Source organism: Blastocatellia bacterium (assembly GCA_025054955.1).
GTDB lineage: Bacteria > Acidobacteriota > Blastocatellia > HR10 > J050 > JANWZE01.
Genome location: JANWZE010000099.1, coordinates 35506 through 49483 on the forward strand (window position 1 = coordinate 35506; position 13978 = coordinate 49483).

A 13978-nucleotide genomic window follows, 5' to 3' on the forward strand; every position below is an offset into this window, starting at 1 on the left:
AGCCACAAAATTGGAGACGCAGCTTATGCGTGGATTCAGCAGTCGTTCCATCAAAACGAAGTTGACTACGGTCATTATGGTGACCAGCAGCATCGCCCTGTTGTTGGCGTGCAGCAGTTTTCTCATCTATGAGCTGATCTCATTCAAGCGAGCGATGCAACGTGATCTGGCTGCGTTGGCCAACATGATTGCCACCAACAGCACGGCGGCGCTCACCTTCAACGATGAGCAAGCTGCCAACGAAGTCCTCAGCGCGCTGTGGGCGAAGCCTCATATCACCGCTGCCTGCATCTACGATAAGAACGGTCTGCCCTTTGCCAGCTATCGCCGCCCGCATCAGGCGCAGGCTGCCTGGCCACCCAGGCCAGAGGCTGATGGATATACGTTCGAGAACGAGCAGCTCATCCAGTTTCATACCATCATGCTCAACGGCGAAAAAATCGGCACGATCTACTTGGCTTCAGAGCTGGCCGAGTTCGATGCGCGGCTGACCCGCTACGGCTTGATCGTGCTCGTCATCATGTGCATATCTGGCCTTGCCGCATTTCTGGTATCAGCACGTCTACAGCGTCTCATCTCCCGGCCGATTCTGCATCTGGCGCGAACGGCTCAGATGATCTCCGCCGAAAAGAACTACGCGCTGCGCGCTGAGAAGCAAAGCGACGACGAAATTGGTCTGTTGATCGGCGCCTTCAATGAGATGCTCGAACAAATTCAGCAACGTGACCAACGGCTGCTGCAACAACATCAGTACCTGGAGACGGCCAACTTGCAACTGGCGGCGGCCACACGCAAGGCCGAAGAAGCCACGCGTGCCAAGAGTGCCTTCCTGGCCAATATGAGCCATGAAATCCGCACGCCGATGAACGGCATCATCGGCATGACTGAATTGTTGCTGCATACGTCACTGTCGCCCGAACAGCACGAGTATGCCACCGTAGTCAAATCGTCAGCCAATTCCCTGCTCTCCCTGATTAACGACATCCTGGACTTCTCCAAGATTGAAGCGGGCAAGCTCGACCTGGATCAGACGCCGTTCAACCTCGAGCAGACGATTCGGGATGCCGCGCGGGCGCTGGCCTTGCGCGCCCATCAAAAGGGGTTGGAACTGGCCGTGCACATCGCGCCGGATACGCCCACATGGGTTGTTGGCGACGCTGGACGACTGCGCCAGATTTTGAACAATCTCATCGGCAATGCCATTAAATTCACCGATCAAGGCGAGGTTGTCCTCCACGTCAACGTGGAAGACTGGCCAGACGATGAGGTCTGCTTGCACTTTGCTGTCCGTGATACCGGCATCGGCATTGCCAAGAACAAACAGCAACTAATCTTCGAGGCATTCGCTCAAGCTGATATGTCCTCAACCCGACGCCATACCGGCACAGGCTTAGGGTTGGCTATCTCCTCACTGCTGGTCAATCTGATGCGTGGCCGCATCTGGGTGGAAAGCGATCTGGGATGTGGCAGCACGTTCCATTTCACAGCCTACTTCGGCGTGGCCAAGCCTGAGACCACGTACACGACGCCGGTCAGCTTCGCGCAGCTTCATAACATGCCGGTGCTCGTCGTGGACGATAATGCCACCAATCGCCGGATACTGCAGGAAACACTGGCAAGCTGGCAGATGAAACCAACGCTGGCCGAAACCGGCCAAGTCGCCATCGAACTGATGAAACAAGCGTATCATGCCGGTCAACGGTTCCCGCTGGTCTTGCTTGATGGTCACATGCCCGACATGGATGGCTTCATGGTGGCCGAGCAAATCAAGCAACATGATGAACTGGCCGATGCCACGATCATGATGCTGACCTCCGACGATCATGCCGGCGACTTGCAACGGTGCCGTCAACTGGGCATCTCGCTCTACCTGATTAAACCCATCACCCAATCCGAATTGCTTGACGCCATCATACAGGCGCTCGGTTCATCCGAGCCTCAAGAGCGCCCAGCGAGCGCCTCGCCAGAGCCGGACTGGGGCCTGAGCCAGCAGCCGCTGCGCATCCTGGTGGCCGAAGATAATCTGGTCAATCAAAAACTGATGCAAAGCCTGCTCACCAAGTGGGGACATACGTGTGTCATTGCGGCCAATGGCCGTGACGCGCTGGCCGCGCTGCACCAGCAGCCATTTGATCTGATCCTCATGGATGTGCAGATGCCCGAAATGAATGGCCTGGAGGCCACCGCTGCCATCCGCGAGCAAGAGAAAACCAACGGCGGCCACATCCCGATCATCGCTTTGACCGCCCACGCTATGAAAGGCGACCGCGAGCGCTGCTTGCAAGCAGGCATGGACAGCTATATTCCCAAACCGATTCAGGCACACGCGCTCTTCCAGATGATTGAAGACGTGGCGCTGCATTCGCGCGCGTTCCCAACTGACGCGGTTGATGTCAGCGCAACGCCCGTCAGCAACATCATCAACACAGATGAAGCGCTCGTCCACAACGATCTCAGCGCAGCGCCCATCAACGACATCATCAACACAGAAGAAGCGCTCGCCCGCGTTGATGGTGACGCGGCGCTGCTAGCCGAGATGGTGGACATCTTCCAAGAAGAATTGCCTGACATGATGCAGGCTCTTGAGTCTGCCATTGCCCAACACGACGGCGAAGCGGCAGCCCGCGCCGCGCATCGGCTCAAAGGCGCAGTGGGCAATTTTTCAGCCCATGCGACGTTCGACGCCGCCCTGCAACTGGAAACGCTCGCGCGCCACAATGACCTGGAGGCAGCAAGCCGTGCCTACAATCATCTCATGAAGGAACTGGAGCGACTCCAGCCCGCTCTGCTGCGCCTGAAGCACTTGCAGACGGAACACGCTTGATCAATTGCATGACGGTGCAGACCACGCCGATGATTATGAGCGCCGGAGAATCAACGATGCGAATCTTAATTGCTGAAGACGACGCAATCTCACGCCATCTCTTGCAATTCACGCTGACCAAGTGGGGTTATGATGTGATCGCATGCGCCGACGGCCCTCAGGCCTGGCATCACTTGCAGCAAGAGGACGCGCCGCCGCTGGCCATCCTGGATTGGATGATGCCCGGCATGGATGGCATCCAGATTTGCCAGAAAGTACGCGAGCGTAGCACAAACCAGCCGATTTACATCATCCTGCTGACCACCAAACGAGATAAGGCCGATATTGTGGCCGGCTTGCAAGCGGGCGCCGATGATTACGTCATCAAGCCATTTGATCGGCAGGAACTGCACGCCCGCGTTCAAGTGGCGGTTCGTGTCGTGCAGTTACAACAGAAGCTGGCCGAACGTGTCAAGCAACTGGAAGAAGCGCTGGCGCACGTCAAACAATTGCAGAAGCTGTTGCCGATTTGCTCCTATTGTAAACGCATCCGCAATGACCAAGATTACTGGGAGCAAGCCGAGAGTTACATTAGCGCTCATTCAAATACACGGTTCAGCCATAGCATTTGCCCTGATTGCTATGTCAAAGTGATGAACGAACTGAACCGACTGGAAGAATTGCAAGCCGAAACGCTCCATCTGAGCCACCCGCTATGAACAGCAACAATAATAAACAATCAACCGTGATGATCCTCAACGACGTTCCTTCGCAACGCCGCTTGATGACCAGCGCCTTAGAGAAAGATGGATGGCGCGTTGTGCCTTGCGCAAGCGCTGAGCAAGCGTTTGAAGTCTTGCAGAGTGAGGAACCAATTGACCTCATTCTGACAGAGCTGTGCATACCCGGCACGCAGGGGTGGCAGCTCTGTTGTCTGCTCCGCTCAGCAGAGTATGCGGCGTTGCGCAACATCCCGATTCTGGCCGTCTCGGCGATCTTTTCAGGCAGCGACCCTCACCAGCTTGCCGCTGAGCTTGGGGCTGACTCGTTTCTCGGTTCTCCTTACACGCCAGCAATGCTCAGCGAACGTGCGCGGACGCTGATGCAAGAGCGCCCAGCCAAGCGCTCGCGCCCCGTGCTGATCGTCGAACCTGACGGCACGCAAGCGATGGCATTGGCCGAAGCGTTTGAACGCCACGGCTACGAAGTTCACCATGCGACGACCAGCCAACAAGCGCGGCAACAGGTCCAACACGTCAACCCGGTCGTCATTGTGCTTGCCCATCCACTGCCTGATCTCTCAACCGAAGACCTGCTGATTGAATTGAAGCAATCGGCTCACGAGGCCGTCATCATGATGACTGCTGGTGAGACTGATCCGGCTCAGCCACTGCTCTGGACGCAACAAGGCGCCGATGGTTGCTTGCGCAACCCATTTGACCCGGAATACCTGATCGAGCTGAGCCGCAAAGCGCGCAGCGCCCGGCTCCTGATGCGCATCAACGAACGGCTCGCAGAACAAATCCTGAAGCTGCGCGCAATGATCGAAAACCAGGATGAAGGCATTGCCATTGTCAACCCAGATGAAGTTGTCACTTTCAGCAATCCGGCCAGCGACGCAATCTTCGGGGTGGCGCTGGGCACGTTGGTGGGACGGCATCTTAGCGAGTTCACTGACGCTGAACAGATGGAAATCATCCGGTCGCAAACAGAGCGGCGACGCCGCGGCGAGCACAGTCGGTATGAGCTGGATATCATTCAACCCGGCGGCTGCAAGCGTCGGCTGCTGGTCACGGCTACACCACAATATGATGACGCCGGACAATTCTCCGGCACGCTGGGCATCGTGCGCGACATCACCGATCAACGCAAGATGGAAGACGAGCTGCTGAAGATACAAAAACTCGAATCCCTGAGCATTCTGGCCGGCGGCATTGCTCACGATTTTAACAATTATCTGGTGGCCATCCTGGGCAACATCTCGCTGGCCAAGCTCGCGCTGTCGCCAGAGGATGAGGCGTACCAACGGTTGGGTGCAGCCGAAAACGCGGCCAGCCGCGCCAAAGACCTCACGCAACAATTGCTGAGCTTCTCCAAAGGCGGCGCGCCAATCAAAAGAGCCGCTTCGCTGGCTGCCATCTTGCAGCAAACGGCCGAATTCGCGCTGCGCGGCTCCAATGTGCGTCTAGACCTTGCTGTGGCAGACGATCTGTGGACAGCAGAATTCGACCACGGTCAAATCAGCCAACTTATCACCAATCTCGTCATCAATGCCGATCAAGCCATGCCTCATGGAGGAACCATCCAGATTAAAGCCGAGAATGTGACGTTAGATCATCGCCACACGCTGCCGCTGAGCGGTCGTCATTACGTCAAGCTCACCGTCCGGGATCACGGCGTCGGCATCCCAGAGGAATATCTCGATAAGATTTTTGATCCCTACTTCACCACTAAGCAAACAGGCAATGGTTTGGGACTGGCCACCTGTTACTCCATCGTGAAAAAACATGACGGGCACATCACTGTGGAATCGCACCCGGGCGTCGGAACCACATTTACTGTCTATCTGCCAGCGTTGCCACATCAACAACTTCCTCCTGATCCTCCGGCTCAACCGCAACACCCGAGCAGGCGCGGCAAAATTCTCGTGATGGACGATGATGAAATCATCCGCGACGTCACGGCCCACGTCTTACGCCGCCTCAACTACCAAGCCGAATTTGCTCAGGACGGCCTGCAGGCTATCGAAATCTATCAACGAGCGCGTCAAGAAGGTGAGCCGTTCGATGCGGTCATCCTTGACCTGACTGTTCCTCATGGTTTAGGCGGTAAGGAAACAATTCAACGGCTTCTGCAAGTTGATCCGCAGGTGAACGCGATTGTATCAACCGGATACTCAAACGATCCGGTTGTTGCTGATTTTGAAAAGTTCGGCTTCAAAGGATGCGTGATCAAACCCTACAAAATGCACGAGCTTCATTCGCTGTTGCAACAACTCATCAATCAATCACCAGCAACCCAAACAACTGAGTCCATACCGAGCGGCAATAGGTAACTGGTTCGCCTCGGTCAGCGCATCACCAATAATGACGTTGCTGGCACAATGCACTGCTCAATCAAGTGGACCGACCAAGCATCAGAGCAATTTTGCCGACGACGCGGCAGCAGGTCGTTTCCGGGAAAGTCTTTTCCGGTTAAACGCGTTTCGATATGACCTGGACCCCCTGCGGAAGCGACGAGAACAGATTCTGCTGGGAGCACGCCACTTTCTCGACGCGTTTCATGGCGCTCAAGCTTCATTGCCGGCCATCTCTCCAGCGAAGTGTGGAAATTCTCATGAGCCACGCCTGGCCGGGCAGTGTGCACAGTAACGTGACAAAAGTTCGGAGCGTTTTTGGAGTGCTGCGACTTGTCGCAACTTTGGCCGGAAAGCGGTGACACGTCACCGCACTGCAAAGCTTCCCGTCCCTCCAACTCGTCCCCCAAAATGTCCCGGAACTTTTGTCCACCTACTACGAACTCAGAAACCTGATGGAACGCGCTTGGTTCCTGCGTTCGCCTGACACGGAAGCTCTGGCCTCGATCCTGTCCGCGCTCAACGTGGCGACAGATTTCAGTCTTCGCCACGCTACCCCCGCTCGTCCTAATGCTGAGGCCTTCCTGCCGAACACATTGGCCCAGACGGAACGCCAACGCCCGCAGGTCACTCACCAAAACCACCCTCCGAAGCCAGTCTATAAACGCGCTTACGCAGGGCAGAGTGGTGATGATGGTCGGTTCTTACCAAGACTACCGTCCGAAGCCAGTCCATAAACGCGCCGCGCTGCGGCGGGCCTGAATGTAGCCGGGCGCTTAAACGCCGAAAACGCCCCATCGGCCCATATCTGCTTCGCGTCAGCGACGCTTGAGCAGTGCTCGCAGATAGACCCCGCCGTCGCTAACGCGACAAAACGCCGCTAAGGATCCTGCCCATCGTGCACAGAAGTACACGGCTACAGTCGTTGAGCCGCGACGCGGCCGCGGCATGACCAAACTCAGGATTCATGCGCGGTCTTGCGTTGCCTTTAATCCGTCCGTTGCGGACTTATTGCCCATGAGCGATTCCTTGGTGCTCCGCGGGCTGTGTCAGAAAAATCTGACATGTCAGAAAAATCTGACAGAAAAGTGTCCGAACTTTCGGACACTTTGTCCAATGGCTTGACCTGCGCCTGCATGGAACGTTTCTCCCAACTGGTGTACATTCAATCAATTAGCCGATGGCCGTCGCCATGCGCGAACTATGGCATACCATTTGCACTATGAGTGGCCGGAGCTGATGGCCCGAATGAGATGAGAGAGGCACCAATGGAGAGAAAAAGGATACTTGTGGTGGACGACGATGATGCTATGAGGACGGGTTTGGCATCATTGCTGGCATCAGATACTGTAGTGATTCGGACGGCATCATCGCGCGAGGAAGCCGAGGCGCTGTACAGCGCTGAGACCTTTGATTTGGTGATTACGGACCTGCGGCTGAAGGGCGGCCGCGATAGGGAAGGACTTGATCTCATTCGCGAAATCAAGCAACAGTCCCCAATGACGCGTGTCGTGCTGTTGACGGGCTATGGATCGGCGGAGATTGAACGGGAAGCCCGGCAGCGCGGCGCCGATGATTACTGGGAGAAGGCGATCCTGATACCTGAATTGCTGGCGCGGCTTCACGCTCTGGGAATTTCCCTCAAGCCTCAGGTTGACCAGGACTCATGCAAATCATGATGGAGGAGAAAACCCCATGAAGCACTCAAAAGATTGGGACGTGCGCCGGGTCATCAACGGCGACGCGCTGACGCTGACACAGGAATGGCAAGGACAAACGGCCACTATTTCGATCCGCAGGTGGGCAACTTGCGCCACATCCGAGGAGGAGGAGTCGGGAGCCAGGAGGCGGGAATTTAGCAGCCGGGGTACGAACGATGAAAATTCTTCATGGGAATCGTCCATGTGTATGGCCCGCCACGAAGCATGAAAACTTGGGAGGAGACTATGATGAAGAAATTTCACACCAACACGATTTCGCAGAGGCTCACGCAGGCGAGCAGACTGGTTCCAGCAGCAGACACGATCCGCGCTTATCATTCCAGCATGGCTAGGAGTTTGCTTGTCGGGATGCTGCTCGGGCTGCTGCTGTGGCCAGCAAGTGGAGCGAGGCTGGCAACAGGCTTGACCACAGCATCCACATCAGCGGCGACGCTCACACAAACAGCCGTGCCTTGTCAAATTGAACCGAACCGTGGCCGGCAGGCAGCAACCGTTTCTGTCACACTCACCTTGGGGCCGGATGTAGCACTCAACCCACTGGCCCTAGCACTCCTATTGTTTCAACCCGAACTCGTGCTGAATGCGACCACAGTCAGCTTTCGGCCGGCAGGGATTCAGGCTCGATTATTCCAGGTTAGTCTGGACCCGACAGGAAAGGTCACCTACACGGGCGCGTTCGTTGTTGACTCGAATGCTGAAGTCGGACCACGGGATGTCACTCTACGGGCTGACTTATCGCCGTTGGGCGGACCGGTGTTGGAATATGGTTGCTCACGCGCCTTCACGGTGGAAGGTGGTGGATTCGTTTCCTTCTACAACGGTCCGCCGATTTTCACGCTGCCGATGGAGAATCCCAGTGAGCCGTCCTGCGGCTGCCGCGCGGAGCCGACCTACAGTCGCGGTATCGGTCAAGTCGAGGTCCCCGAACGATGTGGCCGCCGACGGCCGCCGATCATCAACATCCTGTATCAGGGCATCAGCAATGACGCCGGCGCTGCGACCGTCTTCCTCCACAGCGGCGAGTTCAATCACATGGTGACTGATCTGGAGATTCCCGGACGCGGGTTTAATTGGAAATTCGAGCGAAAATATCGCAGCGGTGTCATCTTCGAAGGACCGCTCGGCCACAACTGGGAGTTCAACTACAATCGGCGATTGTTTGTCCAACCCGACGGCGCAGTCGTGCGCATGGACGGTTACGGACGGGCCGACCGCTATGAGCTCGTTGAGAATCGCTATGTTTCGCCCAACGGGTTTTATACCACGTTGGTGAGAAACCGTGATGGCTCATTCACCGAGCGCGACCGTTCTGGCACGACCGTCACCTACGCCGTGCCCTTCCCCAACGGCCTGGCGCCGATGACCAGCCTGAGCGACCGGGACGGCAACACAATGCGGTTTATCTACAATGACCTCGGCCAGTTGGTTCGCGTGCTGGACACGCTCGGTCGGCCTATTGAGTATCGCTACAACGCGGATACAGGGCGTTTGATCGAAGTGCAGGATTTCGCCGGTCGCTCCATCAAATTCAGTTACGACGGGGACGGCAATTTGGTGGCCGTCACGTCGCCTGCCGTCACCGGCACACCCAACGGCAATGACTTCCCGCAGGGCAAAACTGAACGGTACGGTTACATCGTCGGTTCTGGTGTGCACGAACAACTGCAACACAATCTGGTCAGCATCACGGCGCCAAACGAAGTCGCCGCAGGCGGACCGCCGCGTATCCGCATCGAATACGACACCAATCCCCGCTCGCCCACGTTCGAGCGCGTGCTGAGGCAAACCATCGGCGGCATCAATGAAACGGGCGTCCCGGCAGGCGGCACGATCAGCTATCAGTATCAATCGCTGGGAACGGCTCCAGCCAATGATTTCATCACGCCGGTAGCGCAAACCACTGTAACCGACCGCAATGGGAATCGGACCGAGTATCAGTTCAATCAACTGGGAAACATCGTGCGTATCCGCGAGTTCACCAATCGTCAGATTCGACCGGACGATCCGGAGTTCTTCGAGACGCGCTATGAATATAACAAGGATGGAGAGGTGACGCGAATCATCTATCCTGAAGGCAACTCGACCGAGTACGTTTACGATAGCAACAACCCAGATCGCTTGCAGCAAGGCAATATCCTACGCGAGATTCGCCGGCCCGACGCCCGACGCGGCGGCGATCAACAGACGATCATCACGAGCTACACGTATGAGCCGATCTACAATCAAGTGCGCAGCGTTACTGAAGCGCGCGGTAATGACCCGCGCTATCTACCGCAAAACGGCGGCGCGACCTCTCCGGCTCGATATACTACGACCTACACGTTTGATTATCAGGAAGGCAATAACCTGGCGGCGCTGGCCACGCGAACCGGCCTCACTCAGAGCCAGGTTTCGGCGCTGCTTCAAGCGGCAGGCGTGCAGCTCAACCTTGGCGACCTCAACGGCGACGGTGTGACCAATCAAATCAACGGCAAGGTTATCCGGCAGCAATCGCCTACGGTGCAATTGCTGCCCGGCTCGAATCAAGCCACCGTTGAAGGGGCCACACAACAACCGATTCAAGAGCTCTACACCTATAATCGAGTCGGACAGATCACCAGGAAAGTTGATCCCGAAGGCAACGTCGAGTTGTATGACTACTATCCGCAGAATGACCCGGATGGCGACGGTCGGGATTTGACGCCGGGCCTCAACGCCGACCCATTTGGTTATCTGAGGAGCATCACGACCGACGCAGTGAGTGCCGCCGTGCGCAATTCGCGCACCAACCCGCCGCCAGCGCAGATTCGGCTTCGCTTCTTCTATGATCGCGTCGGCAATGTCATCCGCGAGATTGACGGGCGCGGCGTAGCGACTGACTACAGCGTTAATCAACTCAATCAAGTCGTGCAGATCATTCGCGCCGCCGACGTGAGCGCGGCGCTCGGCAACCCGGAAGAGCCGCGCTGGGGCGGCTGCGCGGATACGAATTTGGTTGAATGTCGCGCCGGCATGGTCGCATTCCGCTACCTGGTCAACATCTTCTACGATCACAACAACAATGTGATTCGCCGCGAGGTGGAGAATCGTGACTCGAACAACCGGGCGTTGGTCGGCGATTTCGTCGAAACCGCCATGCGCTACGACATCCTGGACAATCTCATCGAGGTGCGCGAAGAGATTAGCGCGCAGCCGAGGCTCGAGCAGGTGACGCGGTATCGCTACGACCGGAATGAGAATCTGGTGCTGGAGATCAGTCCGATGGCCGTCGCAAACCGACAGCCGAGTAACGTCGTTTCGCAAGTGTTTGATGAGCGCGATCTGCTGTTCACTGTAACGCGCGGGGGCTTGACCGATCAATTCGTGCGCCTGGACGCTCACGCCGACATCCCGGAGTTGAGCCAGATCACCGACAGCCGCGAGATTTCTACGACATCGCGGGTCTATGATGGCAATCGGAACTTGACTATGTTCATTGACGCCGCGGATAACACCGGCGACGGTCAACCGGAAGCGACCATCACGCTCTATGACGGCTTCGACCGGCCCGTCTCGACTATTGATGCTGTCGGCAATCAGAGCTTCATCAACTATGATCCGGCAGGCAACGTGGTGCGCCTGTCGCACTTCGGCCCCGTAGGCGGCCCAACTCCGCGCAACAATGCAGCCGCCACGTTTACACAGCCGCTCACGCCCCAATCATTTCGTCAGCCGCTGCTCGGTCAGGTCGAATACAAGTACGATGAATTGAGCCGCCTCTTTGAGCAGAACGATATTCTGTTCGATTATCGGCAGAGCGGCGTTACCTACGTTCGCCCGCCCGTGCTAACAGACGGGCCACTAGGCGCAGCGAACGATGGCCGCGTGGTGACGCGGTTTGAGTATGACCGCAATAGCCGCATGACGTTTCTGGTCGAAGATGATCTGGACACATCGCGCACGTTCTATGACGGCGTCGGTCGCATCATTCGTCAGGTTGATCCTGAGCAGAATGAAGTGCTCACGACGTATGACGACAACAGCAACATCGTGCGCGTGGTCGAAGTGGACGTCACGCAACCTGCGGACGTGCAGGCAGGCCGCGTGCCTAATCTGCGCCAAACCTTCACCACGATCAACGTTTATGACTCGCTCAACCGGCTGATTCGCACAACCGATAATGTCGGTCAGACGTTGCGCAATCATTACGACAGCCGAGACAATCTGATCTTCACCAGCGACGCACAACACTCGGCCAATCCGGCTGATCTGATTGCTGACCCGCTGGGCTTGGTTGCGGCAACAACGCGAATCAATCGGCCTGGCAACACGATGGAGATGTTCTACGATGGCCTTGACCGCAAGCTGGCCGACGTGCTCCATCTGCGCGTGGACGGGCAAGGCCGCAATCCCATTGACACAACCAATCCGGCCAATCCTGATGGGTTGATCTGCATTGACTATGAGTGGGACTTGAACAATCGGCTGGTGGCGCGCGCCGATGATGGCAGCATGCCCGGCGATCAGAACACGAGCATCGGCATCATCGAAGCGACCAATCCCAGAGGCAACGTCTGCCGCTACGTTTACGATGATCTGAATCGCATGACGCGAGAGATCATGGATGACGGCACGATCAACGTCGCCGAGTATGACGCTGATGACAATCTGGTCCGCGTGATTGATGCAAACGGCAATGTCATCCGCAACACGTATGATGGCATCAACCGGCCGGTCCGAGCTGACGTCACGCGAGCCACGTCCTCCACGCCGCATCCAGCCGGCGGCTTCAAAGACCCGAACCTCACCTGGTCAGTCATCGGCACGACGCTCCAACAGGTCGAATACGATGGGCTGTCGCGGCTGACACGCGCGTTCGACAATAACGACCCGAATGATCCGGGCGACGACGCGACGGTCACGGTAGCTTACGATTCGTTGGATCGAAAACTGGAAGAGGTGCAGAACGGCTTGGCTGTCTCCAGCCGCTTCGCCGGCGATGACAATCGCGTTGGCTTGGTCTACCCCAACAACCGAGCGATCACGCACACGTTTGATCGCCTCGACCGTCTCAATCAGGTCACCGAGGGCGGAACACGGCTCGCCGATTACGATTACATCGGCCCTGATCGCGTGTTGGAGCGCAGCTTCTCAAACGGCGTTCGGCTGACGTATCTTGACAACGCGCGGCAGCAGGATGTCGGATACGATGGCGTGCGGCGCATCGTGCAGCACCGATTCCTCCGCGCGAATAACACGCTCGTGGCCGGATTCACCAACGATTTCGACCGCGCCAACAACCCCGTGTCTGAAGTCAAGCAGCATCTGGGCAACCTGCGCGAAGATTACGCTTATGATTCAGCCTATCGCTTAGGACGCTTTGCCCGGCAAGGTGAACAGCCGGACACCTGGCAGATTGACGGCGTCAACAACTGGGTCAATCGCCGTGGCGTGCCGAATCGGGCAAACAACCTAAACGAGTACGTATCGCTGGCTGGCGTGGCCCGGCTGCACGATGACGAGGGCAATCTGATTGACGACGGCACGTTCCGCTACGAATACGATTTTGCTAATCGGCTGCGGCGCGTGGTGCGCAAAGCCGATAACGCCGTCATCGCCGTTTATCATTACGATGCATTCGATCGTAGGACCGAGCGTATCGTGACCAACGCTGGCGCATTGAATGACCGCGTGCGTTATCTTTACGACGGCTGGCGGGAGATCGAAGAGCGACGAGCTAATGCGACCCAGCAGTACGTTTACGGCGACTGGATAGACGAGCCGCTGACGCTCGACCGCGATGACAACAATGACGGCCGAGTAGACCGGACGTTCTTCTATCATCAGGATGCGAAGACTTACGTTGTAGCTTTGACCGACACCAACGGCATGGTGGTGGATCAAGTGATGTACGATGCGTATGGTCGGCCCAGCGCGTTGAGCGCAGTCGGCAATCCGTATCTGTTCACCGCTCGCCGGTATGATCCTGAGACGGGTTTCTACTACTATCGCACCCGGTACTACGATCCGCTGGTCGGGCGCTTCATCACCCGCGATACAATCGGAATGTGGGGTGATGAAACTGAGTTTGGCAATGGGTATTCGTATGTTGGCAACGCTCCGGTTTCGTTGACTGACCCCTTCGGCCTGGCCAAAACCCTTATAAGCAGTAACTCCAACTCAGACAATTGCATCTGCGCAGGCGGGGCAGGAGACACCCCAGGGCCACTCTTTGTCACAACCGTCAAGAGCATTAAATCCAACTCAGACAATCGCATCGGTGTGGGCGGGGCAGGAGACACCCCAGGGCCGCTCTTTGTCACAACCGTCAGGAGCACTAAATCCAACTCAGACAATCGCATCGGTGTGGGCGGGGCAGGAGACACCCCAGGGCCACTCTTTGTCACAACCGTCAAGAGC

Annotated in this window: 6 protein-coding genes and 1 pseudogene; all 7 read left to right on the forward strand. The window is 57.0% G+C overall.

All coding sequences use genetic code 11. The features are described 5' to 3' along the window. The first annotated feature begins 25 nt into the window (after positions 1 to 25). Positions 26 to 2824 (forward strand): response regulator, encoded by a 2799-nt coding sequence (locus tag NZ823_12215; GenBank protein ID MCS6805887.1) that lies wholly within the window; start codon positions 26 to 28, stop codon positions 2822 to 2824. Positions 2825 to 2880: 56 nt separating this feature from the next. Further along, positions 2881 to 3522 carry a response regulator gene (locus NZ823_12220; GenBank protein ID MCS6805888.1) on the forward strand — a complete coding sequence of 214 codons (642 nt, stop codon included), beginning with the start codon at positions 2881 to 2883 and terminating at the stop codon, positions 3520 to 3522. After that, positions 3519 to 5858 (forward strand): response regulator, encoded by a 2340-nt coding sequence (locus tag NZ823_12225; GenBank protein MCS6805889.1) that lies wholly within the window; start codon positions 3519 to 3521, stop codon positions 5856 to 5858. The genes NZ823_12220 and NZ823_12225 overlap by 4 nt, the downstream gene beginning before the upstream one ends. Before the next feature lie 1289 nt (positions 5859 to 7147). Then, positions 7148 to 7558 (forward strand): response regulator, encoded by a 411-nt coding sequence (locus NZ823_12230; protein MCS6805890.1) that lies wholly within the window; start codon positions 7148 to 7150, stop codon positions 7556 to 7558. Between the two features lie 16 nt (positions 7559 to 7574). Further along, positions 7575 to 7808, forward strand: a complete 234-nt coding sequence (locus NZ823_12235) for a hypothetical protein (GenBank protein ID MCS6805891.1) — start codon at positions 7575 to 7577, stop codon at positions 7806 to 7808. Between the two features lie 635 nt (positions 7809 to 8443). Beyond that, positions 8444 to 12289: pseudogene (locus tag NZ823_12240) on the forward strand (DUF6531 domain-containing protein). A gap of 1176 nt (positions 12290 to 13465) precedes the next feature. Next, positions 13466 to 13978, forward strand: a 513-nt coding sequence (locus tag NZ823_12245; GenBank protein ID MCS6805892.1) for an RHS repeat-associated core domain-containing protein, incomplete at its 3' end; no start/stop codon positions are given.